This is a genomic window from Arthrobacter sp. 179 (assembly GCF_052379645.1).
Classification (GTDB): domain Bacteria; phylum Actinomycetota; class Actinomycetes; order Actinomycetales; family Micrococcaceae; genus Arthrobacter_H.
Genome location: NZ_JBQSYU010000002.1, coordinates 118,965 through 145,703 on the forward strand (window position 1 = coordinate 118,965; position 26,739 = coordinate 145,703).

The 26,739-nt window shown below is 67.4% G+C and carries 23 protein-coding genes; 6 read left to right on the forward strand and 17 right to left on the reverse strand.

The window, feature by feature from the left end; genetic code table 11:
• Positions 1 to 27 precede the first annotated feature (27 nt).
• Together ACT3UE_RS02180 and ACT3UE_RS02185 are read right to left on the reverse strand one after the other, a co-directional pair.
• Positions 28 to 489, reverse strand: coding sequence for a VanZ family protein (locus ACT3UE_RS02180; protein WP_444566201.1), 462 nt, complete (start codon positions 487 to 489; stop codon positions 28 to 30).
• Positions 468 to 968 carry a DUF2505 domain-containing protein gene (locus ACT3UE_RS02185; RefSeq protein ID WP_444566202.1) on the reverse strand — a complete coding sequence of 167 codons (501 nt, stop codon included), beginning with the start codon at positions 966 to 968 and terminating at the stop codon, positions 468 to 470. The genes ACT3UE_RS02180 and ACT3UE_RS02185 overlap by 22 nt, the downstream gene beginning before the upstream one ends.
• Before the next feature lie 170 nt (positions 969 to 1,138).
• Here ACT3UE_RS02185 and mfd point away from each other — a divergent pair, with 170 nt between their 5' ends.
• Positions 1,139 to 4,738 (forward strand): transcription-repair coupling factor, encoded by a 3,600-nt coding sequence (gene mfd, locus ACT3UE_RS02190; RefSeq protein ID WP_444566203.1) that lies wholly within the window; start codon positions 1,139 to 1,141, stop codon positions 4,736 to 4,738.
• Positions 4,739 to 4,836: 98 nt separating this feature from the next.
• On the opposite strand, the gene ACT3UE_RS02195 is transcribed toward mfd, so the two are convergent.
• From ACT3UE_RS02195 to ACT3UE_RS02215, 5 genes are all read right to left on the reverse strand, one after another.
• Positions 4,837 to 5,238 (reverse strand): YtxH domain-containing protein, encoded by a 402-nt coding sequence (locus ACT3UE_RS02195; protein ID WP_444566204.1) that lies wholly within the window; start codon positions 5,236 to 5,238, stop codon positions 4,837 to 4,839.
• 158 nt (positions 5,239 to 5,396) lie between these two features.
• Entirely contained in the window at positions 5,397 to 5,657 is a 261-nt protein-coding gene (locus tag ACT3UE_RS02200; RefSeq protein ID WP_444566205.1) for a hypothetical protein, read from the reverse strand.
• A gap of 50 nt (positions 5,658 to 5,707) precedes the next feature.
• Positions 5,708 to 6,394, reverse strand: coding sequence for a deoxyribose-phosphate aldolase (deoC, locus tag ACT3UE_RS02205; RefSeq protein WP_444566206.1), 687 nt, complete (start codon positions 6,392 to 6,394; stop codon positions 5,708 to 5,710).
• A gap of 38 nt (positions 6,395 to 6,432) precedes the next feature.
• Positions 6,433 to 8,187, reverse strand: coding sequence for a phospho-sugar mutase (locus ACT3UE_RS02210; RefSeq protein ID WP_444566207.1), 1,755 nt, complete (start codon positions 8,185 to 8,187; stop codon positions 6,433 to 6,435).
• Between the two features lie 46 nt (positions 8,188 to 8,233).
• Positions 8,234 to 9,043 (reverse strand): purine-nucleoside phosphorylase, encoded by an 810-nt coding sequence (locus tag ACT3UE_RS02215; RefSeq protein ID WP_444566208.1) that lies wholly within the window; start codon positions 9,041 to 9,043, stop codon positions 8,234 to 8,236.
• A gap of 84 nt (positions 9,044 to 9,127) precedes the next feature.
• Here ACT3UE_RS02215 and ACT3UE_RS02220 point away from each other — a divergent pair, with 84 nt between their 5' ends.
• Together ACT3UE_RS02220 and ACT3UE_RS02225 are read left to right on the forward strand one after the other, a co-directional pair.
• The gene (locus ACT3UE_RS02220) at positions 9,128 to 10,531 is read left to right on the forward strand and encodes an NAD(P)H-quinone dehydrogenase (RefSeq protein WP_444566209.1); all 1,404 of its coding nucleotides are present in this window, start codon (positions 9,128 to 9,130) and stop codon (positions 10,529 to 10,531) included.
• Positions 10,532 to 10,692: 161 nt separating this feature from the next.
• Positions 10,693 to 12,081: an MFS transporter gene (locus ACT3UE_RS02225; protein WP_444566244.1), complete on the forward strand. Its 1,389-nt coding sequence runs from the start codon at positions 10,693 to 10,695 to the stop codon at positions 12,079 to 12,081.
• Between the two features lie 67 nt (positions 12,082 to 12,148).
• Here ACT3UE_RS02225 and ACT3UE_RS02230 read toward each other — a convergent pair whose 3' ends face one another.
• The 7 genes from ACT3UE_RS02230 to ACT3UE_RS02260 form a co-directional block, all read right to left on the reverse strand.
• A complete protein-coding gene (locus ACT3UE_RS02230; protein WP_444566210.1) occupies positions 12,149 to 13,918 on the reverse strand; it encodes an acetyl/propionyl/methylcrotonyl-CoA carboxylase subunit alpha in 1,770 nt (589 codons plus the stop codon).
• A 128-nt stretch (positions 13,919 to 14,046) separates the two neighbouring features.
• Positions 14,047 to 14,367 (reverse strand): winged helix-turn-helix domain-containing protein, encoded by a 321-nt coding sequence (locus tag ACT3UE_RS02235; RefSeq protein ID WP_444566211.1) that lies wholly within the window; start codon positions 14,365 to 14,367, stop codon positions 14,047 to 14,049.
• On the reverse strand, positions 14,364 to 15,053 hold the full coding sequence (locus ACT3UE_RS02240) for a hypothetical protein (RefSeq protein WP_444566212.1): 690 nt from the start codon (positions 15,051 to 15,053) through the stop codon (positions 14,364 to 14,366). Before ACT3UE_RS02240 ends, ACT3UE_RS02235 begins: the two co-directional genes overlap by 4 nt.
• Before the next feature lie 101 nt (positions 15,054 to 15,154).
• Complete coding sequence (locus ACT3UE_RS02245; protein ID WP_444566213.1) at positions 15,155 to 15,868, reverse strand: Maf family protein; 714 nt, start codon at positions 15,866 to 15,868, stop codon at positions 15,155 to 15,157.
• Positions 15,869 to 15,872: 4 nt separating this feature from the next.
• On the reverse strand, positions 15,873 to 18,710 hold the full coding sequence (locus tag ACT3UE_RS02250) for an MMPL family transporter (RefSeq protein ID WP_444566214.1): 2,838 nt from the start codon (positions 18,708 to 18,710) through the stop codon (positions 15,873 to 15,875).
• Between the two features lie 3 nt (positions 18,711 to 18,713).
• The gene (locus ACT3UE_RS02255; RefSeq protein ID WP_444561663.1) at positions 18,714 to 19,379 is read right to left on the reverse strand and encodes a TetR family transcriptional regulator; all 666 of its coding nucleotides are present in this window, start codon (positions 19,377 to 19,379) and stop codon (positions 18,714 to 18,716) included.
• 162 nt (positions 19,380 to 19,541) lie between these two features.
• A complete protein-coding gene (locus ACT3UE_RS02260; RefSeq protein WP_444561662.1) occupies positions 19,542 to 20,963 on the reverse strand; it encodes a dicarboxylate/amino acid:cation symporter in 1,422 nt (473 codons plus the stop codon).
• Between the two features lie 240 nt (positions 20,964 to 21,203).
• Here ACT3UE_RS02260 and ACT3UE_RS02265 point away from each other — a divergent pair, with 240 nt between their 5' ends.
• Both ACT3UE_RS02265 and ACT3UE_RS02270 read left to right on the forward strand, forming a co-directional pair.
• Complete coding sequence (locus ACT3UE_RS02265; RefSeq protein ID WP_444561661.1) at positions 21,204 to 21,548, forward strand: PadR family transcriptional regulator; 345 nt, start codon at positions 21,204 to 21,206, stop codon at positions 21,546 to 21,548.
• Positions 21,545 to 21,934, forward strand: a complete 390-nt coding sequence (locus ACT3UE_RS02270; RefSeq protein ID WP_444561660.1) for a hypothetical protein — start codon at positions 21,545 to 21,547, stop codon at positions 21,932 to 21,934. The genes ACT3UE_RS02265 and ACT3UE_RS02270 overlap by 4 nt, the downstream gene beginning before the upstream one ends.
• 73 nt (positions 21,935 to 22,007) lie before the next feature.
• Here ACT3UE_RS02270 and ACT3UE_RS02275 read toward each other — a convergent pair whose 3' ends face one another.
• The 3 genes from ACT3UE_RS02275 to ACT3UE_RS02285 form a co-directional block, all read right to left on the reverse strand.
• Positions 22,008 to 23,699 carry a DUF885 domain-containing protein gene (locus tag ACT3UE_RS02275; protein ID WP_444566215.1) on the reverse strand — a complete coding sequence of 564 codons (1,692 nt, stop codon included), beginning with the start codon at positions 23,697 to 23,699 and terminating at the stop codon, positions 22,008 to 22,010.
• A gap of 74 nt (positions 23,700 to 23,773) precedes the next feature.
• Positions 23,774 to 24,022 (reverse strand): acyl-CoA carboxylase epsilon subunit, encoded by a 249-nt coding sequence (locus ACT3UE_RS02280; protein ID WP_444561658.1) that lies wholly within the window; start codon positions 24,020 to 24,022, stop codon positions 23,774 to 23,776.
• The gene (locus ACT3UE_RS02285) at positions 24,019 to 25,632 is read right to left on the reverse strand and encodes an acyl-CoA carboxylase subunit beta (protein ID WP_444566216.1); all 1,614 of its coding nucleotides are present in this window, start codon (positions 25,630 to 25,632) and stop codon (positions 24,019 to 24,021) included. Before ACT3UE_RS02285 ends, ACT3UE_RS02280 begins: the two co-directional genes overlap by 4 nt.
• A gap of 197 nt (positions 25,633 to 25,829) precedes the next feature.
• Between ACT3UE_RS02285 and ACT3UE_RS02290 the strand changes: the two genes are divergently transcribed.
• On the forward strand, positions 25,830 to 26,705 hold the full coding sequence (locus tag ACT3UE_RS02290; RefSeq protein ID WP_444561656.1) for an SDR family oxidoreductase: 876 nt from the start codon (positions 25,830 to 25,832) through the stop codon (positions 26,703 to 26,705).
• Positions 26,706 to 26,739: the final 34 nt, after the last annotated feature.

Genomic DNA, 26,739 nt, shown 5'->3' on the forward strand with positions numbered 1-26,739 from the left:
AGACTTCCCGGCTCACCGTCACCGATCCTACCGCTTCCGCCAGCGCCGGAAGCAAAAAATGACGAGTGCGGTGGCCACGAATCCGAGCACCGCGCCCGCGGTATTGGCCACGATGTCGGCGCTCGAAGCGAAGCGGGCCGGAAGGAAGATGTATTGGGCGCTTTCCACCGCGGCACTGGCCAGGAGGCCGGAGAAAGGGACCACCCACCACCGGCGGCGGGGCAGCAGCAAGGTGCCCAGAACGCCCCAGGGCAGGAACATGACCACATTGGCCAGCCATTCGATCAGCTGGTAGTCCACCCAGGCGGGAACCCCGGCAGCGTGCCAGCTCTCCAGCAACCGGGGGAGGGCATCCTGGGCGGGACGGTCGACGGGGACCGGCCAAAAGACGATGAAGGCCACCGCGAGCAGGTAGAGCGCCGCCGTGAGGGCCAGGGCCACCAGGCGGCGGCGCCGGCCGCCGAGGGCTACTGCTTCTGGTCCAGCCACGTGCGTGCTTCACTGGTCTGCAGGTTCAGGACCTTGGCCAGCATGGGTTCGGCGCTGGAGGCGATCTTGGGGCCCAGGAACGGGATCGACGAGCTGACCTTGCCCTTGAGCTCGACCGTGGTGCCTTCGCTGTCGGTGACGAGCTTCTGCACGGCGGTCACGGTCACGGGGGCCCCGGCGACATCGATGGTGATGTCCACGGTGCGGGAACCATCGGCGGCCGGCGCCGACCAGTGCTCCTCCTGGGTGACCGTCAGGGTCGCCCCGACGAATTTCTTGACCATATCCGGGAGCCGGTCGGTGGGCACGGTCCGGGTCGTGGTCATGGTGAACGCGGCCTCGGTGGCTCCGGAGACCGTGAAATCGTTCAACGTGGCCCCGGCCCGCTGGCTGATGTGCTCGGCGAAGTCCTTCCGGGTGAAGACCCGTGTCAGGGCGTCAACGGGGTACGGCAGCGAGGTGGAAGCGTTCAGCGGCATGGCACTCCTGTGCTGGGGGTTAGGCGTGGATGGCTCCTCGCTGCGTCCCGGAGGCGTAGCGCGGTCCCGGCCCATGCTACGGGTCCGGGGGTGAATCGCGGTAAGCTGGCACTCTCCCCGGGATCCTGCATGGATTCCGGGCTTTTGTGCTGTTTCCCGGAAGGAACCCCATGGCCCTGACTGGCCTTCGTGCGGCGTTGGCCGCCGACCCGTCCTATGCGCGCGTGCGCACCTACGCGTCGAAGGGTTTCGACGATCGCAGTCAGGATCTGCAGGTCGCGGCCCCCGCGGGGCTGCGGGCGGCATTGGTGACCGAAATGGTTGATGGGTTGGCCACCGCCGGTGGGGGGATCGTGCTGGCCGTCACCGCCACCGGCCGGGAGGCCGAGGAATTGACCGGGGCCCTGCGCGCCTATCTCCCCGACGGCGCCGTCGACGAGTTCCCCAGTTGGGAGACCCTCCCGCATGAGAGGTTGTCGCCCCGGTCGGACACGGTGGGCCGGCGACTGAATGTGATGCGCCGCCTCGCGCATCCCGACGGCAGTCTGAAGGTCCTCGTCGCCCCCATCCGCTCAGTGGTCCAACCGCTGGTCAAGGGGCTGGGGGAGTTGTCCCCGGTCCGTCTGGCCACGGGGGAGGAACGCCCCTTCGACGACGTCATCCACGAACTGGCCGAAGCGGCCTATGCCCGCGTGGACATGGTCACCCACCGGGGGGAGTTCGCCGTCCGCGGCGGCATCCTCGACGTCTTCCCGCCCACCGAGGACCACCCGATCCGTGTGGACTTCTTCGGCGACGAAGTCGAAACCATGCGCTGGTTCGCCGTGGCCGACCAACGGTCCTTCTCCAAGGCGGATAAGTCCGAGGGCGGCATTGCCGATCCCACGGTCCTCTACGCCCCACCGTGCCGCGAACTACTGATCACCCCGTCGGTGATGTCCCGCGCCGCACGATTGAAGACCGAGATGCCGGCGGCTGCCGACATGCTCGAAAAGATTGCCGGCGGCATTGCCGTGGAGGGCATGGAATCGCTGGCGCCGGTCCTGGTCGATGCCATGGTCCCCTTCGTCAGCCAACTGCCCGCCGACTCCGTCGCGGTCGTCATGGAACCCGAACGCGTCAGGACCCGCTCCCACGACCTCTCCGAGACCAATGCCGAATTCCTGGCCGCTGCCTGGTCCACCGCCTCCGATGGCGGGGCGGCCCCCGTGGACCTGCTCCAGACCCAGGGGCTGAACGATGCCCTGGACGCCGGGAACTTCTCCACCCTGGCCGACACCCGGTCCAACGCCCTGGATTCGAAGGTCAGCTGGTGGTCGATCACCTCGCTGACCCAGGACGAGGACGTCGAGCTGGATATCGACTCGCTCAACGTCCAGGCCCGTGAACCCCGCGGCTACCAGGGGGACGTGGCCGAGATGATGGAGTTCATCGGCTCGCGGGTCCGCGACGATTGGCGGGTGGTCGTGGCCACCGACGGCCCCGGCCCGGCCAGCCGATTGGCCGAGCTCTTCCACGAGGCCGGGATTCCCTGCCACCGGGTGGACAGCGTGGACGACACCCCGACGGAGGGGTTGATCGAAATCACGACGGCGGTGGCCGGCCGGGGTTTCGTCTTCGACTCGCTCAAGCTGGGCCTGCTCACCGAGGCCGACCTGTTGGGCCGGTCCAGCGCCTATTCGGCGAAGTCCACCCGCAAACTGGCGGCCCGCCGCCGTCATGCGGTCGACCCGCTGCAGTTGAGCGAAGGCGACTTCGTGGTGCACGAACAGCACGGCATCGCCCGCTTCGTCGAGCTGATCCAGCGCAAGGTCGGCGGCGCCTCGGGGGCGGTGCGCGAATATCTGGTGCTCGAATATGCCCCGTCCAAACGCGGGGCCCCGGGGGACAAGCTCTTCGTGCCCACCGACCAGTTGGACCAGGTCACCCGCTATGTCGGTGGGGAGGCCCCCTCCCTGTCCAAGATGGGTGGCAGCGACTGGTCGAACACGAAGTCCAAGGCGCGGCGGGCGGTCAAGGAGATCGCCGCCGATCTGATCAAGCTCTATTCGGCGCGCATGGCCTCACGGGGCCACGCCTTCGCCCCGGACACCCCGTGGCAGTCCGAACTGGAGGAGGCCTTCCCCTTCATCGAAACCCCGGACCAGCTGACCACGATCAACGAGGTCAAGGCCGATATGGAGCGGGAGATCCCGATGGACCGGCTGATCTCCGGCGACGTCGGATTCGGCAAGACCGAGGTCGCGGTGCGGGCCGCCTTCAAGGCGGTGCAGGATGGCAAGCAGGTGGCCGTGCTGGTGCCCACGACCCTGCTGGCCCGCCAACACGTCGAGACCTTCGGGGACCGCTTCTCGGGCTTCCCCGTCCGGGTGGCCTCACTCTCGCGCTTCCAGACCCCCAAGGAGGCCAAGGACGCGGTGGAGGGGCTCAAGAACGGGTCGATCGACATCGTCGTGGGCACGCACCGGCTGCTGTCCAAGGAAGTCCAGTTCAAGGACCTGGGCCTGGTGGTCGTCGACGAGGAGCAACGCTTCGGCGTCGAACACAAGGAAGCGCTGAAGCAGATGCGCACCAACGTGGACGTGTTGGCCATGTCCGCGACGCCGATCCCGCGGACCCTGGAGATGTCACTGACCGGCATCCGGGAGACCTCAACGCTGGCCACCCCGCCGGAGGAACGCCATCCGGTGCTCACCTATGTGGGCCCGCATACCGATAAACAGGTCTCCGCGGCGATCCGACGTGAACTCATGCGTGAAGGACAAGTGTTCTTCGTGCACAACCGGGTCTCCTCGATCGACTCCGTCGCGGCGAAGCTGCGGGAGATCGTCCCCGAGGCACGGGTCGAGGTCGCCCACGGGAAGATGAGCGAAGCCAGGCTCGAGCAGATCATCGTGGACTTCTGGGACAGGAAATTCGATGTCCTGGTCTCCACCACCATCATCGAAACCGGTCTGGACATCTCCAATGCGAACACCCTGATCGTGGACCGGGCTAACAACTACGGGCTGAGCCAGCTGCACCAGTTGCGCGGCCGGGTCGGACGTGGCCGTGATCGGGCCTACGCCTATTTCCTCTGGAATGCCGAGAAGCCGTTGGGCGAGGTGGCGTTGGAACGGCTCAAGGCCGTGGCGGCCCATAATGAACTGGGGTCGGGTTTCCAGCTGGCGATGAAGGACCTGGAGATCCGCGGTGCCGGCAACCTGCTCGGCGGTGAGCAGTCAGGGCATATCGCCGGGGTCGGGTTCGACCTGTACATCCGGCTGGTCGGTGAGGCCGTGGCCGACTTCAAGGGCGAGGCTGAGGAGAAGGTGGCCGATATGAAGATCGAGCTGCCGGTCAACGCCCACCTGCCGCACGACTACGTGCCGGGGGAGCGGCTGCGCCTGGAGGCCTACCGCAAGTTGGCCGGTGCCACCGACGCCGACGCCATCGACGCCGTCGTCGACGAGCTGACCGACCGCTACGGTGAACCGCCGGCACCGGTGGTCAACCTGGTCGAGGTGGCCCGCTTCCGGGTCAGGGCGCGTGCCGCGGGGCTGACCGATGTGGCGATGCAGGGCAACTTCATCAAGTTCGCCCCCGCCACCTTGCCCGAATCGAAATTGTTGCGGCTGAACCGCATGTACAAGGGGGCGCAGAACAAGCCTGCCCTGGACGCGGTGATGATCCCGAAACCCAAGACGGCTCCCATCGGTGGGCGGGACCTGGCCGACGCGGCGATCCTCACCTGGGCGGGACAGGTGCTGGAGGCGCTCTTCGAGGACTGAAGTGCCCGACCCACGACGCGGCCCGGCCGAACCATGGTGGTTCGACCGGGCCGCGTCCATGCCGTCGGCGATGCCCCGGAACCCGGGGGGACTGGCCGTTAGTTGACGGCGCTGGGGCCCGACGGCGTGGCGCCGCCCTCATCGGACCAGTCGCTGGTGCCGCCGGCCGAGCCCAGCGACGGATCGGAGATGTGGTCGCCGGCATGCGGCGGGGTCCCGGAGTCGTCGGCGGAGTCGGAGGAGGGGGCGCGATGCGAGGCATTGGCCGCGGTTTCCTTGACCTTGCCGGCCACGGTGCCCGCCGCCGATGCGGCGGCCGAACCCACCTCGGGTGCCTTTTCCTTGATCGTGGATCCGACGTCGTTCAGTGTTTCCTGCGTGCGGGGGTCGTTCCACAGGTCCTGGGCCTTATCGCGGATCTGGTCATATCTCTCGCGGCCGGCGCGGGCGCCCACGAGGTATCCCACCGCTGCTCCTGCCAGAAACGTAAAGATGCGCATTGCAATCCTCCTTTAGCTCAAGCGTGGGATCCGGTATGGAACCCGAGGCCCACACTAACGTGTTCGACGCCGCTGCGCAGCGCCCCACGCACGGGGAAACGACGAAGGTGCCCGCCGGAAAACCGGCGGGCACCTTCGGTGGATGGTGCGGTGGGGCGCTACTTCTTGACGACCTCGGCAGCCACGACGCGATCGGCCTGGTGCGAATCCGAACGGCCCAGCAGGTGCTGGGGGATGCCGAATGCCAGGAAGGCGAGGCCGAAGCAGGCGAGACCCGGCAGCCAGGCGTTCTCCAGCGTCCAGAAGGTCAATGAATACAGCGCGCCGAGGAAGAGGATGAAGAACACGGCGAAAGCCAGGAAGTTGCCTGCGAAGTTGCCCTGGCCCGAGTAGGCCTTGCTCTTGCCCTCTGAGTACACGGTGATTCTCCTTGTTGTCCAGCGCCGGCTGGCGGTGGTGCGCGCTCGCGCTAGTAGCCGGCGGTTCCCTGCTCACCCTCTACAATAGCAACTCCTGAGCTGGCTCCAAGCCGGGTGGCTCCGGCCTCGATCATTGCCTGGGCATCGGCGAGGGAACGAACCCATCCGGAGGCCTTCACCCCCAGCTGTTGGCCGACCGTGCGACGCATCAATTCGACATCGGCCACGGTGGCCCCGCCGCCGGCGAAACCGGTGGAGGTCTTCACGAAATCGGCTCCAGCTTCGGCGGCCGCTTCACAGGCCAGCACCTTGGCGGCGTCGTCGAGCAGGGAGGTCTCGATGATCACCTTCAGGATCGCCCCGCCGTCGTGCACCGTATGGGCGACCCCACCGATATCGGCGACCAGGGCATCCCGATCCCCGCGGCGTGCCGCGGCGATGTCGATGACCATGTCGATTTCGCTGGCACCGTCGGCGATGGCGCCGGCGGCCTCGAAGGACTTCACCGCGGTCGTCGTCGCGCCGAAGGGGAAACCGATGACCGAGCAGGTCAGGACCTGCGTGCCCTTCAGCGCCTGGGCGACGGTCGGTACCCAGAGGGGGTTGACGCAGACTGATTTGAAACCATATTCGGCGGCTTCGGCGGCGATCTTCAGCACGGCCTCGCGGGAGGCATCGGGCTTGAGCAGCGTGTGGTCGATGTAGGCGGCGATGGTGCTGCCGGTGGGCTGGGACATATCTACCTCTCGGTGGGTTTCTGGTGGTGGCGGTGGGGTCAGAGACCCAGTGCGGTGCCGGTGTCGGTGCGCACCGCGGACAGACGTTGGCGGGCCCGGGCGCGGGCGTCGGGCAGATCCCCGGGCGAGGCCACCGGTTCGATGACCTCCAGGTAGCACTTGAGCTTGGGTTCGGTCCCGCTGGGGCGGACGATGACCCGGCTGTCGTCGGCGGTGGTGAAGAGCATCGCATCGGTGGGTGGCAACCCGTCGGTGCCGGCGGACAGATCAGTCACGGTCGTCACCTCCGATCCAGCGAAGACCGCCGGGGCCCGGGTGCGCAGCCGGGCCATGAGTGCCTGGAGCTCCTCGAGCGAGGACACCCGGACCGAAAGCTGGTCCGTGGCATGCAGCCCGTGCTCCAGGGCCAGTTCGTCGAGTTCGTCGAGCAGGGTGCGGGAGGAGGCCTTCAACCGGGCGGCGAAATCGGCCAGCAGCAGGGCCGCGGACATCCCGTCCTTATCGCGCACGAGTTCGGGGGCCACGCAGTATCCCAGCGCCTCCTCATAGCCGAAGGACAGCCCCGGAACCCGGGAGATCCATTTGAAACCGGTCAAGGTCGCCCCGTGCGCGATGCCGGCGCCGGCGGCGATGCGCGAAAGCAGCCGGGAGGAGACGATGGAGTTCGCGAAGACCGGTGCCTGCCCGCCCGCGGCCGGGCCCCCGGCGAGGCGGCGGGCGACGTGGAGGCCCAGCAGTGCCCCGACCTCGTCGCCGGAGAGCATCCGCCATCCGGCATCCGGGTCGTGCACGGCCGCTGCGCAGCGGTCGGCATCCGGGTCGTTGGCGATGACCAGATCGGCGTCCACGTCCCGGGCCAGGGCCAGGGCCAGGTCGATGGCCCCGGGCTCCTCCGGGTTTGGGAAGGCGACCGTGGGGAAGTCCGGGTCCGGTGCTGCTTGTTCGGCCACCATCCGGACGTCGGTGAATCCGGTGGCGGTGAAGGCCCGGCTCATCGTGTCGCCTCCGACCCCGTGCATCGGGGTCAACACGATCCGCAGGGCCGACCGCTCCGCTCGCTCCGTGCCCTGGGCCGGAACCAGGGAGGTGATCGCCTGGAGGTAGCGTTCCTGGATGTCCCCGGGTTCGCCGGCCGCGGGCAGGACGGTCCAGCCGTCCCGGGCCAGTTCCAGTTCCGGGAGCGGTCCGCTGGCGGCAATGCGTTCGGCGATATCGACATCCATGGGGGCTACGATCTGGGCGCCCTGGCCGGCATCGGTCACGGCCCGGCCGCCGAGGTAGACCTTGTACCCGTTGTCCTGCGGCGGGTTGTGGCTGGCGGTGACCATGACCCCCGCCTCGCAGTCCAGGGCCAACACCGCCCAGGCGAGCACCGGGGTGGGCAGACGGGAAGGCATCAGGAACGTCTCGATGCCCGCCGCGGTGAAGATCGCTGCGGTCTCTTCGGCGAAGACATCAGAGTTGTAGCGGGCGTCGAAGCCCACCACGGCCCGCGGGGTGTACGCCCCGGCCGCGATATCGAGCAGGTACCGGGCGACACCGGCCGCGGTATGGCGTACGACCACACGGTTCATCCGGTTCGGGCCTGCGCCCAGGGCCGCGCGCAGGCCCGCGGTGCCGAAGGCCAGGGGGCCGGAGAACCTGTCGGCGAGTTCCGCGCGGGAACCGGCGTCGTCCGCTGCAGCGGCCAGCAGGGCCTTGAGCTCGGAGGCGGTGGTCGGGTCCGGGTCTTCGGCGGCCCAGGCTTCGGCGCGGGCCACCAGGTCGTCGGGCTGTGCGGAGGTGGGGTTCACGGTGCTCCTTGGGATCGGGCAGATGCTGCGGGGTGGGCCGGAAGGCTCAGAGACGTCCGACGATATCGGCGAGCAGCTTCGAGATGCGTGGTCCGGCGGCCTGGCCTGCCTCGATGACTTCGGCATGGCTCAGCGGGACCGGGCTGATGCCGGCGGCGAGGTTGGTCACCAAGGAGATGCCGAAGACCTCCAGGCCGGCATGGCGGGCCGCGATGGCCTCCAGGGCGGTGGACATGCCGACCAGGTCCGCGCCGATGCGTTTGGCGTACTGGACTTCGGCGGGGGTCTCGTAATGCGGGCCGGTGAACTGGGCGTAGACGCCCTCGTCCAGGGCCGGATCGACCTCGTGGGCGATCGCGCGCAGCCGCGGGGAATACAGGTCCGTCAGGTCCACGAAGGTGGGCCCCTCGAGCGGTGAGGCCGCGGTGAGGTTGATGTGGTCGCTGATCAGCACCGGCGTCCCCGGGGTCCAGGCCTCGTTGAGGCCACCGCAACCGTTGGTCAGCACCAGGGTGGTGCAGCCGGCGGCCGCGGCCGTGCGGACCCCGTGCACGACCGAACGCACGCCCTTGCCTTCGTAGAAGTGGGTCCGGGCGCCGAGCACCAGGACCCGCTTGCCGGCCGGGGTCAGGACGGAGCGGATCGTTCCGACATGACCGACGACGGCGGGGGAGTGGAACCCCGGAAGGGTCGGGGCATCCAGGGTATGGGTGGTCTCCCCGATCAGTTCGGAGGCCTCGCCCCACCCCGAGCCCAGGACCAGGGCGATGTCGTGGGCTGCCACGCCGGTCTGCTCGGCGATGGCGGCAGCGGCTTGGCCGGCCAGATGGAAGGGATCTTCGTTGAAATCGTTCACCCCACCAATCTACCGGTGGATGCCCCGATGCCGGTACAGGCCCTGGCGTGCAAGTTGCCCGCCGGTAGTGGAGAATGGGCTGGCGTGAGCGTAGAACAGAGCAGAACTTCCCAGCGTTTGATCATCCTCGGCGGCGGACCGGGTGGCTATGAGGCGGCCACCGTGGCGGCCCAACTCGGAGCCGAGGTGACCATCGTCGAGCGGGCCGGCATGGGCGGTGCGGCCGTTTTGACCGACGTCGTGCCCTCCAAGACCCTGATCGCCACCGCCGATGCCATGCGCCGGGTCAGCGGTGCCGGTTCCTTCGGCGTGACCGTCGAGGGCAAGGCCGATGCCAGCGCCGACCTGCCGGTGGTGAACGCCCGGCTCATGGAGCTGGCCCACAACCAGTCCAGGGACATCCGCATCGGCCTCGAACGCGCCGGGGTCCGGGTCGTCCTGGGCACGGGGCGCCTGCTGGACAACCGCACCATCGCCGTCGCCCGCACCGATGGGGGCGAAGAGACCCTGGAAGCCGATGCCATCCTCCTCGCCCTGGGCGCCCACCCCCGTGAACTGCCGACCGCCAAGCCCGACGGCGAACGCATCTTCAACTGGACCCAGGTCTACAACCTCAAGGAACTTCCCGAACATCTGATCGTCGTGGGATCCGGTGTCACTGGTGCCGAGTTCGCCTCGGCCTACAGCCTGCTGGGAAGCCGGGTGACCCTGGTGTCCTCCCGTGAACGCGTGCTGCCCGGCGAGGATGCCGACGCCGCCGCGGTGTTGGAGGAGGCCTTCGAGGCCAACGGCCTGGAAGTGACGGCCAGGTCGCGTGCCCAGGCGGTGGACCGGACCGCGGACGGCGTGAAGGTCACCCTCGATGACGGGCGCGTCCTGGAAGGCAGCCACTGCCTGCTGGCCGTCGGCGGCATCCCGAACACCTCGGGCATCGGTCTGGAGGAGGCCGGCATCGAAATGAACGACTCCGGCCATATCCAGGTCGACGGGGTCTCGCGCACCACCGCCTCCAACGTCTATGCCGCCGGCGATTGCACCGGCGTCTTCGCGTTGGCCTCCGTCGCGGCCATGCAGGGCCGGATCGCCATCGCCCACCTGATGGGGGACGGGGTCCGGCCGTTGAAGACCCACGAGGTTTCCTCCAACATCTTCACCAGCCCCGAGATCGCCACCGTCGGGGTGACCGAAGCCCAGGTGAACGAGGACAAATACCAGGGCGACATCATCAAGCTCGACCTGGCCACCAACGCCCGGGCGAAGATGATGAACATCAAGGAAGGCTTCGTGAAGATCATTGCCCGCCGCGGTTCCGGCACGGTGATCGGCGGCGTCGTGGTCGCCCCGCGGGCCTCCGAACTGATCTACCCGATCGCCCTGGCGGTGCAGAACCGGTTGCATGTCGATGACATGGCCCAGACCTTCACGGTGTACCCCTCGCTGTCCGGCTCGGTGTCCGAGGCGGCGCGCCGGCTGCATAAGCACCTGTAGGCGGCCGACCCCGGCCTCCGTGACAACACGGTGGTGGTGGGGTATGCGAGAGGTCAAGGTGTCCACGATGTGGACACTTCGACCGCTATCTGGTCAAAAGTTCTAGTATTATCCAAGAATATTGATCGTCTCGCACCAAAGGGGTCACGATAGTGTCCAGTATGCCCGCCACCGCCTCCCCGGAAGCGAACACACGCGGTCGCGTGATCTTCTCGAGCATGATCGGGACCACGGTCGAGTTCTATGACTTCTATGCCTATGCCACGGCATCGGTCCTGGTGTTCCCGGCCTTGTTCTTCCCCAATGCCACCAACATCAACGCCATCCTGAGTTCGTTCGCGATCTTCGGGGTGGCCTTCCTCGCCCGCCCGCTGGGGTCGATCCTCTTCGGCCACTTCGGTGACAAGGTGGGACGCAAGGGGACCCTGGTGGCCTCGTTGATGACCATGGGCATCGCCACGTTCCTCATCGGCTTCCTGCCCGCGGCCAGTGGCGGCTTCGTGGTGCTGGCCCCGCTGCTGCTGGTCCTGCTGCGTTTCGCCCAGGGGCTGGCCCTGGGCGGGGAATGGTCGGGGGCCGCACTGCTGGCCACCGAGAACGCCCCGGCCAATAAGCGCGCCATCTACGGAACCTTCCCTCAGCTGGGGGCGCCGATCGGTTTCATCATCGCCAACCTGGTCTTCGTCGGCCTGCAGCTGGGGCTCTCGCCCGAGCAGTTCCAGGCCTGGGGCTGGCGGGTGCCGTTCATCCTCTCCGCCGTGCTCGTCGGCGTCGGGATCTATGTGCGGCTGAAGCTGGTCGAATCCATCTCGTTCCAGAACGTCGTGACGCAGAAGAAGGTCATGAAGTCCCCGGTCAAACAGACCTTCAAATTCCACTGGCGCCCGGTCCTGGCCGGAACGATCATCATGTTCGCCACCTACGTGCTGTTCTACCTGATGACCTCCTTCACGCTGACCTACGGCACCTCGGCGGCCACCGTCGACCAGGCCCGCGCCGCGGCCGAAGCCAAGGGCAAGGTGTTCGATGCGGCAGCCGAAGCCGCCTTCGTGCCGGGGCTGGGCGTCCCGCGGACCGAGTTCCTCTGGATGCTGATCATCGGCATGGTGTTCTTCGGGATCTTCATCCTCATTTCCGGACCGTTGGCCGAGAAGTTCGGGCGGCGCCGGTTCCTGCTCGGGGTCTCGCTGCTGATCCTTCTCTTCGGTGCCTCCTGGACGCTGTTCTTCGGTCCCGGAACCGCGGCGGCCATGGTCGGGCTGATCATCGGGCTGTCGCTGATGGGGCTGACCTTCGGGCCGATGGCCGCCTATCTGCCTGAACTCTTCCCGGCCAACGTGCGCTATACCGGCTCGGCCGTGGCCTACAACCTGTCCTCGGTGATCGGTGCGGCCCCGGCCTCCTTCGTGGCCATCGCCTTGTGGCAGGCCGGAGGCGGGAACACCGTCTGGGTGGGTGTCTACCTGGCCGCTGCCGCGGCGCTGACGATGGTGGCCTTGCTGATGACCGGCGAGACCAAGGACCAGGACTTCGAGAACAACGTCGCCTGATCCCAGCCGGAACGACTGAAGGCCTGCCACCGCGAGGTGGCAGGCCTTCAGTCGTTGGTGGGGCTGATCAGTCCAGGATGCTGGCCAGGACCGCTCCGGCGGACACGGTCTCTCCCGCGGTGGCGGTCAGGCCCTTGATGGTCCCGGCGCGATGGGCGGTCAGCGGCTGTTCCATCTTCATGGCCTCCAGCACGACCACCAGATCGCCCTCGGAGACGGTGTCGCCGTCGGCCACGGCGACCTTGACGATGGTCCCCTGCATCGGTGAGGTCAGGCTGTCACCGGTGGTGGTGCTGCCCGAACCGCCCCGGTTGGTGCGTTTGCGCTTGGACTTGCCATTGCTCTTCCCGGCCCCGGAGGATCCGCCGAGGCCGGCAGGAAGGACGACTTCGAGGCGTTTGCCCCCGACTTCCACGGTGACCTTCTGGCGTTCGTCGGGGCTCTCGGTGGAGGCGGCGCCGGAGGGGCTCCACGGTTCGATGGTGTTCTCGAACCCCGTCTCGATCCAGCGGGTGTGCACCGAGAAGGGGCCGGACGCGGGGACGAAGGCGGGATCGGCCATGACGGCACGGTGGAACGGGAGGACCGTGGGCATGCCCTCGATGACCATTTCGTCCAGGGCCCGGCGGGCCCGGCCGGCGGCTTCCTGGCGGGTGGCACCGGTGATGATGAGCTTGGCGATCATCGAATCGAAGTTCCCCGAGACGGTCTCGCCTTGTTCCACCCCCGAATCGACGCGGACGCCGGGGCCGGTGGGCAGGTTCAGTGTGGAGATCGTTCCCGGGGCGGGCATGAACCCGCGACCGGCATCCTCGCCGTTGATGCGGAACTCGAAGGAGTGGCCCCGCAGCTGGGGATCGGAGTATCCGAGCTCCTCCCCGCGGGCCAGCCGAAACTGTTCACGCACCAGATCGATCCCCGAGACCTCCTCGGAGACGGTGTGCTCCACCTGCAGGCGCGTGTTGACCTCCAGGAACGAGATGATCCCGTCGGTGCCGATCAAGAACTCGCAGGTTCCGGCACCCACGTACTTCGCTTCGCGCAGGATGGCCTTGGAGGATTCGTAGAGGCTCCGGGTCTGGTCCTGGCTCAGGTAGGGGGCCGGAGCTTCTTCGACCAGCTTCTGGTTCCGTCGCTGCAGGGAGCAGTCGCGGGTGGAGACGACGACGACATTTCCCGCGGAGTCCGCCAGGCACTGGGTTTCGACGTGGCGGGGGGCGTCGAGGAAACGTTCGATGAAGCATTCGCCCCGGCCGAAGGCCGCGGTGGCCTCACGGACCGCCGATTCGTAGGACTCGGCGATCTCGTCGCGGTGGCGGACCACCTTGATGCCTCGCCCCCCGCCGCCGTAGGCGGCCTTGATGGCCAGGGGGAGGCCGTGCTGGTCGGCGAAGTCCAGGACTTCCTGCGTCGAGCGGACCGGTTCCCTGGTGCCCGGGACCAGGGGAGCGCCGACCTTGGTGGCGATATGCCGGGCCTGCACCTTGTCGCCCAGCTGGGCGATGGCCTCGGGGGGCGGCCCGATCCAGATCAGCCCGGCGTCGATGACTCGCTGGGCGAATTCGGCATTCTCCGAGAGGAACCCGTAGCCGGGATGCACTGAGTCGGCGCCGGAAGCCTTCGCGGCCTCCAGGATCTTATCCATCACCAGGTAGGAGTCGGCGGCGCTCTGGCCGCCCAGGGCGAAGGCCTCGTCGGCGAGTCGGACGTGCAGTGCCTCGCGGTCGGGTTCGGCGTAGACGGCGACGGACGCGATGCCCTCGTCGCGGGCCGCGCGGATGACTCGGACGGCGATCTCGCCACGGTTGGCGATGAGGACCTTGGTCAGCTGGGGCATGGCGGGTGGAACTCCTTAAACTTTGCTGTTTGGAGCCTACCCGCGCTTGTGGGTTATCCACGTAATCCCACACCATGCTCCGGAGAGTCCGCACCTAATTTTGTAGCCATCCTACAAAACAGGGGCCCCTAGCCGCCGCCAGCGATATCCCGCAGGGCGGCCAGGTGCCGTTCCCAGGTTCCCCGCCCGGCGCGGGTGAGCGAGAACCAGGTCCGGGGGCGTTTGCCCACGAAGCCCTTGCGGATCTTCACGATCCCCGCGGCTTCGAGCTGGGAGGCCTGGCGGCTGAGGACGGAATCGCTGACCTGCAGATGATCGCGTACGACGGCGAATTCCGTTTCCTCGGTGCCGGCGATGGCGGCGACCAGGGAGAAGCGCACCGGGTGGGCCAGCGGCTCGGAGAGCTTCATTCGCGGGTGCTCGTCGTGGCGATCCGTAGCGGGGCTCATGAGCGGGCCTCCCACCAGGCGCCGATCACCGAGTTCACGGTGATGGCGGTGGTGATCACCAGAGTGAACCACAGTTCGCCGGAGAATACGGTGGTCGTCAGGAGGACCCCGACGATCCACAGTCCCGCCCAAATTGCCATGAACGTCTTCCAACGACGGCTGAAGCCGCGCTTGGTGGAACGCCCGAAGACCAGCATGAAGACCATGAGGATCCCGAGCCAGATCAAGAGGGCGATCAGTGGGACGGCCACCAGTGACTCGTCGAAACGGCCGACGAGCCAGAAGGAGATCAGGGTCAGTGACGTGATGGCGCCGAGGCCCAGCTGCATGGTGATATGCGGCCAGCTCGCCCCGGCGCGGGAGGCGGACTCCAGCCGGTTCGCCTCACGGAGGAAGCCGCGGGCATCGTCGGCCGTGGGGTGCTCCGGGGGCGCTTCCGGAGCCGGGGTCGGACCCGGCGGCGGGACGGTCACGGCCCGGCGTCGTGTGGCGGCCTGGGCCGCTGCCGAAGTCGAGGCCCAGACGACGCCCAGGAGGGCAGCGACGGAGCTGGCAATGACCATGAGCTGGGGTTTGCCCGTGATGAGTCCGTAGACGAAAAGTGCCACCATGCAGGCGATGCCCAGGGCAAAGCCGATCCACGCGTAGCGCTGGCCGTTGACTGGCTTCTTCTCTGTTGTTTGCATCTCGACTCCTGGGATGGGGCGGTGGGACCGGAAGGCCGATCACCTGATGCATACAGCTTAGAAAGTACTTTCCATATCTGCAAGTACTTTCTGGAAAAAGTTCAGACCCAGAGATCGGTGACGGATAGTTCCGCCGAGGCCAACAGATGGCGCAACGTGTTCACCGACAGGCCGACGACTGTTTGCGGGTCCCCCTCGATACCGGTGATGAAGGCCGCGCCCCGCCCGTCGATCGTGAACGCCCCGGCGCAGGGCAGCGGCTCGCCGGTGGCCACGTACGCCTCGATCTCCTCATCGGTGACCTCATCGAAGCTGACCGAAGCCGAGGCCACGGTGCCCAGGGTGGCCCCCGTGCCGCCGTCGTCCTCGTCCGTGCTGCGGTTGTCCACGAGCCAATGCCCGGTGTGCAGCACCCCGGTCTTCCCGCGCATCGTCTGCCAGCGTTCGGTGGCGACCTCGGCGGTGTGGGGTTTGCCATAGCAGACGCCGTCGAGTTCGAAGATCGAGTCGCAGCCCAGGACCACGGCGCCGTCGGCCGCCTCGAGTCCGGCCACGGACTCCGCCTTGGTGCGGGCCAGCAACAACGCCATCGACGGTGCGTCCAGGGGAGCTCCCAGACGCTCGACGGCCCCGGCGACGGCAGCGTCCTCGTCGACGGTGGAGACGATGGCCTCGAAATCGACGCCCGCATCCGTCAGGATCCTGGCCCGTCCCGGGGACCGGGAGGCCAATACCAGCAGTGGCGGTTCCTCCTCGGCCCCGGTGGCTGCGGGATCGGCGTTGACGGGGCTGGGGGAGGATGGGTCCATGGTCATGCCCCTACCGTAGTGCGTCGTGGGGGCCGTCGGCGCGGTGCGCCGGATGGCGCGGACCCCCGGCGGGCGGGCCACTGCCGTCCGGGTCGTTCCCCCCGGTGTCGGAGGCGCCGGTCGCCCCGTCCGGCCCCGTGGACTCGGGGGCGGCCAGCGCAGCGATCTTCGCACCCTCGACGTCCACATCCGGAAGGATCCTGTCCAGCCATTTGGGGATGTACCAGGCGCGGCGCCCCAGCAGGTGCATGATCGCCGGGGTGATCGTCATCCTGACCACGAAAGCATCCAGCAGCACACCGATCGCCAAGGCGAAGCCGATCGCCCGGATCATCGTCAGCTCGGCGAAGATGAAGCCGGCGAAGACGCTGGTCATGATCAGTGCCGCGGCGGTGACCACGGGGGCCGAATGTGCGAACCCCGAGCGGACGGCGGCCTTCGGGTCCTCGCCGTGGGCAAAGGACTCGCGCATGCCCGACACCAGGAACACCTGGTAGTCCATGGCCAGGCCGAAGAGGATGCCGATGAGCAGGATCGGCAGGAAACTCATGATCGGCCCCGGGGTCGCGACCCCGAAGACCCCCGAGAGCCACCCCCATTGGTAGACCGCGACCGTGGCACCGAAGGATGCCAGCAGGGAGAGCAGGAACCCGCCCGTGGCCAATACCGGGACGATCACCGAACGGAAGACCAGCAGCAGGAGCACCAGGGAGAGCCCGACAACGATGCCCAGATACAGCGGCAACACCTCCGCCAGCCGTTCGGAGACATCGATCTGGGCGGTCACCTGGCCGGTCAGGGCCAGATGGGCCCCGGTGTCCGCTTCGATCCCGTCCGAGGCGTTGCGGATGTCGGTGACCAGTTGTTCGGTGGCCGGGTCGGCCGGTCCTTCCTCGGGAACGATCTGCAGCACCGCCAGCGTGTTCGCGTCGTTGATGCCCACCGGGACGGCGGCGACGACGCCGTCGATGCCGCGCAGGTCATCGGCGATGTCCAGGTTCTTGACCTCGGCCTCATCGGCGTCCAGGCCGGCCGGCAGATCGGCCAGGGCGATGATCGGCCCGTTGTAGCCGGCACCGAATTTATCGCTGAGTAGTTCGTAGGCCTGATGGGCGCTGGAATCGACCGGTTCCGAGCTGCCGTCGGGAAGGGCGGTGCGCAGTTGCAGGGCCGGAACCGCCATGATGCCCAGCAGCAGGATGCCGATCAGACCCATGAGGATCGGCTTCCTGGTCACGAAGGCGCCCCAACCGCGGTTGCCCGCGGCATTGGGGTGGGCGGCGGAATCGACGCTTTCGTCGGCGGGGTCGGCCGTCGGGGTGGTTGCCGTGGCGGCGGCCTTGCGCCAGGCGCGTTTGCTGATGAGCCGGCGGCCGATGAAGCCCAGCAGTGCCGGGGTGAGTGTGATGGCGATGAGCACTGCCATGGCCACGGTGAAGGCGGCCGAAAGCCCCAGCACGGACAGGAACGGCAGGGCCGGAACAGCCAGCGCGGACAGGGCGATGATCACCGTCAGGCCGGCGAAGACCACGGCGTTGCCGCTGGTGCCGGTGGCCCGGCCGATCGACTCCTCCAGGTCCATGCCGTCCAGGAGCTGTCGGCGATGCCGGTGGACGATGAACAGCGAATAGTCGATGCCCACGGCCAGGCCCAGCATCAGGGCCAGCGCCGGGGTGATGGAAGCCATCTCGATCGCGCTGGACAGGGCCAGGGTCCCGCCGACGCCGGCGCCGACGCCGAGGACGGCCATCAGCAGCGGCAGTCCGGCGGCGACGAACGTCCCGAGCATCACCAGCAGGACTACGGCGGCGATCACCAGGCCGATGATCTCCGCCGACCCGAAGATCGAGGAGATGTCCTGGACGATTTCCGTGGAGTAGTCCACCTCGAGTCCGGTGGCGGTCGGCTCGGCCCCGATGTCCTTGATCTCATCGCGGGTCTCGGAGGTCAGGGCGTCGGCGGAGCCGGTGAAGGAGACGTTGACGGCCACGGTGGTGCCGTCCTTGGAGACGAACCGCATGCCCTCCGTGGATTCGGCCTGGCGTTGGCCCAGGGCCAGATCCTTCTTGCCTTGTTTGATGTCCTTCGCCGATTCCTCGAGCTTCTTCTCGTTGGCGGAGACCTCGGATTCCTTCGCAGAGATCTGCTGCTCGGCGGCATCGAGCTGCTTCGCCGAGGCGTCGAGCTTGGCCTGGCCCTGGTCGAGCTGCTTCTCGGTGGCCTCCAGCTTGGCGCGCTGGGCGGCAAGCTGCCGCGGCGGGATGGCTCCGGCCTGGGACGCCCCGTCGAGTTTGGTCTTCGCTTCCTTGAGTTCGGCGCGGCCGTCGTCGATCTTGGCTTGTTCGGGTTCGAGCTGCCGGCGACCGTCGGCGATCTCCTTCTTGGCGTCGGCGATCTGGTCCTTGCCGTCGGCCAGCTGCTGGCGTCCGTCCGCGAGCTGCTTCTCCCCGTCGTCCAGCTTCTTCTTCGAGTCCTCGAGCTTCTGCTGGGCCTCATCCAACTGCTTCTGGGTGGTGAAGGGGTTGGAGGCCTCCCGGACATCCGGGAGGCCTTCGAGCTCGTCCAACGACTGGCCGATGGCCTTCTTCTGGGCGGCGGTGAACTTCTGGCCGTCCGAGGTCTGGTAGACGATCGACCCGCTGCCCCCGGAGAATTCGGGCATCTCGGTCTTGAGTTTGTCCAGGGCCTGCTGGGTCTCGGTGCCGGGGATGGAGAAGCTGTTGGTCAGGGTCCCCATGAACGCGCCGGCCGAGAGGCCGATCGCCAGCAGGCCGACGAGCCAGGCGGAGATGACGGCCCAGCGGCGGCGGTAGGCCATGCGGCCGAGTTTATATAGGAAGGTGGCCATGACTCAGGCCTTTCGGATCTGGGCCGGATCGGCCGGGACGTTCAGGGTGGGGAAGCCGTCTCGGAGCTGGCTCAAGGCGGTGGTGAGGTAGTTCTGCAGAATGGTCAGTGAGGCATCGGAGAGATCGCCGCCGGACTGTTCGAGCCAGAAGTCGAAGGCGGCGCGCCCCGCCCCGATGATGGAGTTCGCGAAGACCGATGCGGTCAGCAGGTCGGTGGCCGGAACGCGGGTCACGATGGTCTCGACCAGGCGTCCGGCGCAGTTGTTCCAGGCCTCGAGTTCGAGCCGGTCCAACTGCGGGCTGCTGTGGGAGACGGTGACCAGTTCGGCCACGGGGCCCAATAGGCTGCGGTCGGCGATGCCGTTGAGCGCATTCACCGCCGCCGACATGATCGGCAGTTCGCGGGGTTGGTCCTCGAAGAGCTGGAGGACATGGTCCACGAAGGCCTCGGTGGGCCCGTTCAGGGCGGCTTCGAGGGAGGAGAAGTAGTTGAAGAAGGTGCGCCGGGAGATGCCGGCGGATTCGGCCACACGATCCGCGGTCACCGCGTCGAAGCCCTCGGTGCGCAGCAGCGCCATGGCGGAGTCGATGATGGCGGCACGGGTGGCCGTTTTATTGATTTCGCGGCGCGAGGGGCCGCTGCTGGGGGAGTCGGGGAGCGGATTCACGGTCATTACACTACGTGCAAGTTTGCACACCGTGCAAATTAGTGCTCAGGGTCCGGAGGAAGCGGAGGAAGCGGAGGACGCGGACGAAGCGAACGAAGCGAAGAGGGGCTCCGCACGGCGCGGTGGCGGTGCGGAGCCCCTGGGGAGTGAGCGTGCCGGAGATCAGCAGACGGTGGCGGGCTGGGCCGGTGCGGGGTCCGGGCTCTGCTCCTGCTGCGTGGCCTCGGCAGTGCGGGCGTCGTCGAACTCCTCGGCGAACGGGGTGCCGTTGCGCGGGGCGTTGTACAGATCGTGATCCAGGATGCCTTCCCGTTGGGAGACGATCACCGGGATCAGCGCCTGTCCGGCCACGTTGACCGCGGTGCGGCCCATGTCCAGGATCGGGTCCACGGCCAGCAGCAGGCCGACACCGGCCAAGGGCAGTCCCAGGGTGGACAGCGTCAGTGTCAGCATCACCACTGCGCCGGTGGTCCCGGCGGTGGCGGCGGAGCCGAGCACCGAGACGATGGCGATGAGGATGTACTGGGTGACGTCCAGGTCGATGCCGAAGAACTGGGCCACGAAGATCGCCGAGACGGCCGGGTAGATCGCGGCGCACCCATCCATCTTGGTCGTCGCGCCCAACGGGACGGCGAAGGAGGCGTAGCCGCGGGGGACCCCGAGGTTGCGTTCGGTGACGCGCTGGGTCAGCGGCAGCGTGCCGATCGATGAACGGGAGACGAAGCCGAGCTGGACCGCCGGCCAGACCCCTGAATAGTAGGAACGCACGCCCAGGCCGTGGGCCTTGACCAGGATCGGGTAGACCACGAACAGCACCAGGGCCAGGCCCGCATAGATGGCGATGACGAACTTGCCCAGCGCCCCCATGGTGTCCCAGCCGTAGGAGGCGGTCGCGTTGCCGATCAGCCCGACGGTGCCCAGCGGGGCCAGCCGGATGATCCACCACAGGATCTTCTGGATGATGGACAGCAACGAGGCGCTCAGATCCAGGAACGGCTTGGCGGCGGAACCGATCTTCAGGGCCGCGATGCCCACGGCCACGGCGATGACCAGGACCTGCAGGACGTTGAAGGACAGGCTCGTGGAGACGTCACCGGATTCGGCGACCTTGCTGCTGGTTTCCAGGCCCAGGAAGTTCTCCGGGATCAGCCCGGTGAGGAAGGCCCACCAGTCGCCGGTGGTGCCGACGTAGTCCTCCGGGGCTCCTTGGCCGGTGTTGGCGCCGGGGCGGATGAAGGTGCCCAGTCCCATGCCGATCAGCACGGCGATCAGCGCCGTGATGCCGAACCAGAGGATGGTCCGCCAAGCCAGTCGGGCGGCGTTGGTGACCTGGGCCAGGTTGGCGATGGAGGCGACCACGGCGAAGAAGACCAGCGGGATGACCGCTGCGCGCAGCAGCGAGACGTAGCTGGAGCCGATGGTGTCCAACGTGGCGCCGAGGGCGTTGGGGGACTCGGCGGTGCTGCCGGTGTATTTGGCGACCAGGCCCAGGACGACGCCGAGGACCAGGCCCGCGACGATCTGGGGACCGAAGGCGGTCGCCCAGCGGGGCAATATGCGGTGGGGTTTGGTTGATGTGCTCACGGAACGACCGTAGGGCCGGAAGGTACACCCCGAAGAGTCGATATTTCACTTTATGACGTCGCCACGGTGTGGTGGGTGGGCGCCCATGCCAGCGGATCCCTGCTGGCACAAGGGGTCGGTGGGTTCATTCCCGATCACGATGTGGCGCTTCCCGCATTTTGGTAGAGCATCACATCGCGGCGCTGACTCTCCGACATCCAGGTGTGTGGTCTCACTAGCTAAGTAGGGTTACTATCTATTATGAATGAAATCGATTGGGCATCTGAGCTGACGCGTGCGGCCTTGCCGCAAGCGGTGTTGGCTCTGCTCAAGAGTGGGCGGCGGCACGGATACGCCATGATCGAGGTTCTTCGTGATCACGGTTTCGAACGCCTCAAGGGTGGCACCCTGTATCCACTTCTGCGGCGGCTGGAAGAACAAGGGCTGGTGGCTCACCAATGGGAGCAACAAGACGCCGGCCCGGGACGGAAAGTTTTCGCACTGACCCCCCTTGGCACGAAAGAACTCGAGCGAGGACACCTTGCTTGGAGTCACATGACCGAGAAACTAGCTGTTCTTCGAACCTTACGAAAGGACGCATCATGACCTACGAGCACAACCTAGCCTTCTATCTGCGGATGCGAGGGCTGCCGGAGGCGCAGGTCTCCGAGGCTATCGATGAGGTTCGCGCTCATGTGATGAGCTCGGGGAATTCCGCCGAATCCGAGTTCGGAACCGCTGAAGACTATGCCGAGAGCTTCTCCGCGGTGAAGCGGCGGACTCTGGGCGTTCGCGTGATCACCGTCGCGGGTGTCCTGGCCATCGGCTATGTCATCGCCGTTTTCGCGCTGGGGGCCTTGACCGACGTCGATGTCAGGTCCATCACGGGTCCGGTGCTGCTGTGGCCGGCCCTGGTCGTGCTGGTGGTGGGGGTGCTCGGTGGTTTCCTGACCGACTATCTCCGATCACCGCCCCGCCCTAGACCGCATTAAAAGTGGACGACGCCGGGACCCCGTTCGGGATCCCGGCGTCGTCCACTGTGGGTCGCTCGGCCAGTGGTGCTGCCTACTGGGCCGGCAGCAGGGCCCGGCGCAGGGTGTCCAGCCCGACCGATCCCATGTTCAGCGCCTGGCTGTGGAAGGCCTTCAGATCGAAGTCGTCGCCTTCGGCCGCGCGACGGGCATCGCGGATCTGCTCCCAGAGACGCTGGCCCACCTTGTAGGAGGGGGCCTGACCGGGCCAGCCGAGGTAGCGGGTGAACTCGAATTGGCGCTGGCCCTCGGAGATGTCCAGGTGCTTCGAGAGGAAGTCGTACCCCTTCTCGGGGGTCCATGGGCCGGAACCCCAGCGGGAGGGCATCTCCAGCTCCAGGTGGACGCCGATGTCGAACACGACGCGGGCGGCGCGCATGCGCTGCATATCCAACATGCCCATATGGTCGCCCGGATCGGCCAGGTAGCCCAGATCCAGCATCAGGCGTTCGGCATACAGGGCCCAGCCCTCACCATGGCCGGAGACCCAGCAGGCGTTACGGCGCCAGTTGTTCAGGGTGTCCTTGCGGTACGTGGCGGTGCCGACCTGCAGGTGGTGGCCGGGAACGCCCTCGTGGTAGACCGTGGTCGTCTCGGACCAGGTGGTGAAGTCGTCCTCACCGGCGGGAACGGACCACCACATCCGGCCCGGACGGCTGAAGTCGTCGGAGGGTCCGGTGTAGTAGATGCCGCCTTCCTGGGTGGGGGCGATCATGCATTCGAGGCGGCGCATCGTTTCGGGGATCTCGAAGTGGACCCCCTCCATGGCGGCCACTGCCGCGTCGGCCTTCTCCTGCATCCACGCCTTCAAGGCTTCGGTGCCCTTGAGCTGGCGCTGCGGATCGGCGTTGAGGATCTCCTTGGCTTCGGCGATGGAGGCGCCGGCCTTGATCTGTCCGGCCACCATCTCCTGTTCGGCGATGAGCCGGTCCAATTCGGCGACGCCCCAGTCGTAGGTCTCGTCCAGGTCGATCTCGGCACCGATGAACTGCCGTGAGCACAGGGCGTAGTACTCCCGGCCCACGGCGTCCTTGGCCGGGGCGGCGGGCAGGAGTTCGGTTTCGAGGAAGTCGGCCAGGCGGGCATAGGCTGCGGCTGCCTCGGCGGCATGGGTGGATAGTTCATCGCCTAGTGTTTCCGCCGGTTCCCCGGCAGCGGTGGGTGCCTCGGCGGCGAGGGAGGTGAAGAAGCCGCCGGCCTTGGCATAGTCGCGGGTCTGCTCCATGACAATGCGGACCTGGCGCTGGGCCGCCACAAGGCCCTCGTCGCGGCTCTTGGACAGCGAGGCGATGTAGCCGTCGATGGCTGCGGAGACATTGGCGAGCCGGCCGCTGATGTGCCGCCACTGCTCGGTGGTGTCGGTGGGCATCAGATCGAAGATCGCTCGGATGTCCTGGGCCGGGCTGGCGATGTTGTTCAGCTGGGTGATCCCGGTGGCGTCGAGTTCCAGGTCGAGGCCGAGCCGTTCGCGCATGGCATCCAGAGTGATGGCATCGACGTCGTCGACCGGCTCGAGGCCTTCGAGGGCCTGGTGCGTGGTGCGGACGGCCTCGACATAGGCCTGCTGGCCGGCGGGGGAGTAGTCCGAATATCCGGTTTCGTGGCCGGGGATGCCCAGTGAGGTGGCGAAATCGGGGGCGAGGGCGATGAGGCGGTCGAAGAACCGGTCGGCGACGGCGTCGATGGCACTGGGGGCACGGGTGGCTGGAGGTGTGGCGTTCGTCATGGTGCACAGCCTAGCCGCATGTGAAGCTGGTGTTGAAGATCAGCCGCGGCCGGCGGGCGGCCCCGGGACCCCGGCTAGGAGCGTCCGCTGCGCCAGGGGCCCGGTTGGCCGGCCAGGTGACGGCGCTGCCAGGCCTGGTTGCGCATCACCTCGCGACGCGAGGTGGCGGCCTCGATGCCCTGGGGCTCCCGGGCCTCGCCGGGCAGGGCGGCCAGGACCGCGGCCAGTGCGGCCACGTCGACGTCGTCCGGGTTCCCCCGGACCACCTGGAACAGCGGCGCCGGGGTGCCGGCGTCGTTCTGATGGTCGGTGGAGCCGGTCACAGCGGGATGTTTCCGTGCTTCTTCGCCGGCAACGAGGCGTGCTTATCGCGCAGGGCCCGCAGTCCGCGCACGATCTGCGTCCGGGTGTCCGAGGGGGCGATCACGGCATCGATGTACCCCAGTTCCGCCGCCTGGTACGGGTTGAGCAGTTCGGTTTCGTAGTCGTCGATGATCTCGGTACGCCGGGCTTCGACGTCCCCGCCCTCGGCCGCGACGGCTGCCAGGTCCCGGCGGTAGAGGATGTTCACCGCGCCCTGGGCCCCCATGACCCCGATCTGCGCGGTGGGCCACGCCAGGTTCAGGTCTGCGCCGAGCTTCTTGGACCCCATGACGATGTATGCGCCGCCGTAGGCCTTGCGGGTGATGACGGTCAGCTTCGGGACGGTGGCCTCGGCGTAGGCGAAGAGGAGCTTGGCCCCGCGGCGGATGATGCCCTGGAACTCCTGGTCCTTGCCGGGCAGGAACCCCGGCACGTCCACCAAGGTCAGGATCGGCAGGCCGAAGGCGTCGCAGTGGCGCACGAAACGGGCCGCCTTTTCCGAGGCGGCGATGTCCAGCGTGCCGGCGAACTGCATCGGCTGGTTGGCCACGATCCCGATGCTGCGTCCCTCGACGCGGGCGTAGCCGATCATCACGTTCGGGGCGTAGAGCGACTGCATCTCCAGGAAGGCCCCGTCGTCGACGATGTGCTCGATGACGTCACGCATGTCGTAGGGCTGGTTCGCCGAATCGGGGATGAGCGCATCCAGGTCCAGGTCGTCCTCGGTGACCGTCAGCTCCTCCTCGAACTCCGTCGGCGGGGCCTCCGTGAGGTTGTTGGACGGCAGGTAGTCCAGTAGTTCCTTGACGAAGTCGATGGCGTCGGATTCGTCGGCGGCCAGATAGCTGGCGGTGCCGGTGTTGGCGTTGTGCTGGCGGGCCCCGCCGAGGGTCTCCATGTCCACTTCCTCGCCGGTGACCGTCTTGATGACGTCCGGGCCGGTGATGAACATGTGGCTGGTCTTGTCCACCATCACCACGAAGTCGGTCAGGGCCGGGGAGTAGGCCGCGCCGCCGGCGCAGGGCCCGAGGATCAGGGAGATCTGCGGGACGACGCCGGAGGCGTGGACGTTGTTGCGGAAGATGTCGGCGAACATCGCCAGCGAGGCGACGCCCTCCTGGATGCGGGCCCCGCCGCCGTCGTTGATCCCCACGACCGGGCAGCCGTTGCGCAGGGCGAATTCCTGGACCTTGACGATCTTCTCGCCGTTGACCTTGCTCAATGAGCCGCCGAAGACGGTGAAGTCCTGGGAGTAGACGGCCACGAGGCGGCCATCGACCGTACCGTGCCCGGAGACGACGCCGTCGCCGAGGGGGTGCTTGGAGTCCATGCCGAAGGCGGTGGAGCGGTGCACCGCCAGGGCGTCGAATTCGACGAAGGAGTCCTCGTCCATGAGCTGTTCGATGCGCTCGCGGGCGGTGTTCTTGCCGCGGGCGTGCTGCTTTTCCACCGCCTGCGGGCCGGAGGGGGTCAGCGACTGCGACTGCCGGCGCCGGAATTCGGCGATCTTGCCCGCGGTGGTGGACAGGTCGATCTGCTCGTCCGGTGCCTGGAGGCCGGTCTCGCTCATGCGGGAGACTCCCGTCTGTTTGAAAGTAGTAGGAATGGCACAACAAGCGTGCCCTCAAGGTCAGTCTAGTGACGTGCCGCGCCGTCTCGGCTGTAGGAACCCTACAAAGTCACCGCGTGGCGCTCGGGTGGTTCCGGGCAGGAAGGGCTTGTTACTGACGGGTAACCTTCGCGGGGGATTTCCCGTAGGCTGGTCCCATGACCGAGTCACCAGCACCCCAGAACCCCGTAGCCGACGCCGCCGACGGAACCCGCCCCTTCGCAGGACGTACGGTCCTGATGAGCGGTGGAAGCCGCGGCATCGGACTCGCGATCGCCCTGCAACTGGCAGCAGGCGGAGCGAACATCGCCCTGATGGCCAAGACCGCCACGGCCCATCCGACCCTCGAGGGGACCGTCTACACGGCAGCCGAGCAGATCCGGGACCACGGCGTCGGCGCCCTGCCGATCGTCGGGGACGTGCGCAACGACGACGATGTGCAGTCGGCCGCCGAGGCCACCGTCGCCGAATTCGGAGGCCTGGACATCGTCGTGAACAACGCCTCGGCGATCGACCTCTCCTCCACCGATGCCGTCTCGATGAAGCGCTACGACCTGATGCATGACATCAACGTCCGCGGCACGTTCCTGCTGTCCAAGCTGAGCCTGGATGCGCTGCGCCGTTCGTCGAACCCCCATATCCTGACCCTGTCCCCGCCGCTGAACCTGGACCCGAAATGGGCCGGTGCCAACCTCGCCTACACCATGGCCAAATACGGGATGAGCATGACGACGCTCGGCCTGGCCGAGGAACTGCGTTCGGACGGCATCGGCGTGAACTCGCTCTGGCCGGCCACGCTGATCAACACCGCGGCGATCCGCAACATGCCCGGCGGGGAGAAGCTGGTCCTGGGCGCCCGCAAGGAATCTATCGTCGCCGATGCCGCCGCCGCCATCCTGGCCCGCCCGGCGGGCGAATGCAGCGGGAACTTCTTCATCGACGAAGAGGTCCTGCGTGCCGAGGGGGTCACCGACTTCACCGGCTACAGCATGGGAGCCCCCGAGGAGTCGCTGGTCGCCGACATGTTCCTCTGAGCCGGTTCCCGGTGGCGGGCCGCCCCGTGGCGGG

Coding starts and splice junctions, on each gene's coding strand:
- mfd (WP_444566203.1), top strand. CDS start 1,139: ATGGCCCTGACTGGCCTTCGTGCGGCGTTGGCCGCCGACCCGTCCTAT.
- ACT3UE_RS02290 (WP_444561656.1), top strand. CDS start 25,830: ATGACCGAGTCACCAGCACCCCAGAACCCCGTAGCCGACGCCGCCGAC.
- ACT3UE_RS02225 (WP_444566244.1), top strand. CDS start 10,693: ATGCCCGCCACCGCCTCCCCGGAAGCGAACACACGCGGTCGCGTGATC.
- ACT3UE_RS02250 (WP_444566214.1), bottom strand. CDS start 18,710: ATGGCCACCTTCCTATATAAACTCGGCCGCATGGCCTACCGCCGCCGC.
- ACT3UE_RS02185 (WP_444566202.1), bottom strand. CDS start 968: ATGCCGCTGAACGCTTCCACCTCGCTGCCGTACCCCGTTGACGCCCTG.
- deoC (WP_444566206.1), bottom strand. CDS start 6,394: ATGTCCCAGCCCACCGGCAGCACCATCGCCGCCTACATCGACCACACG.
- ACT3UE_RS02230 (WP_444566210.1), bottom strand. CDS start 13,918: ATGCCCCAGCTGACCAAGGTCCTCATCGCCAACCGTGGCGAGATCGCC.
- ACT3UE_RS02270 (WP_444561660.1), top strand. CDS start 21,545: ATGACCTACGAGCACAACCTAGCCTTCTATCTGCGGATGCGAGGGCTG.
- ACT3UE_RS02245 (WP_444566213.1), bottom strand. CDS start 15,868: ATGACCATGGACCCATCCTCCCCCAGCCCCGTCAACGCCGATCCCGCA.
- ACT3UE_RS02265 (WP_444561661.1), top strand. CDS start 21,204: ATGAATGAAATCGATTGGGCATCTGAGCTGACGCGTGCGGCCTTGCCG.
- ACT3UE_RS02195 (WP_444566204.1), bottom strand. CDS start 5,238: ATGCGCATCTTTACGTTTCTGGCAGGAGCAGCGGTGGGATACCTCGTG.
- ACT3UE_RS02240 (WP_444566212.1), bottom strand. CDS start 15,053: ATGCAAACAACAGAGAAGAAGCCAGTCAACGGCCAGCGCTACGCGTGG.
- ACT3UE_RS02285 (WP_444566216.1), bottom strand. CDS start 25,632: ATGAGCGAGACCGGCCTCCAGGCACCGGACGAGCAGATCGACCTGTCC.
- ACT3UE_RS02275 (WP_444566215.1), bottom strand. CDS start 23,699: ATGACGAACGCCACACCTCCAGCCACCCGTGCCCCCAGTGCCATCGAC.
- ACT3UE_RS02235 (WP_444566211.1), bottom strand. CDS start 14,367: ATGAGCCCCGCTACGGATCGCCACGACGAGCACCCGCGAATGAAGCTC.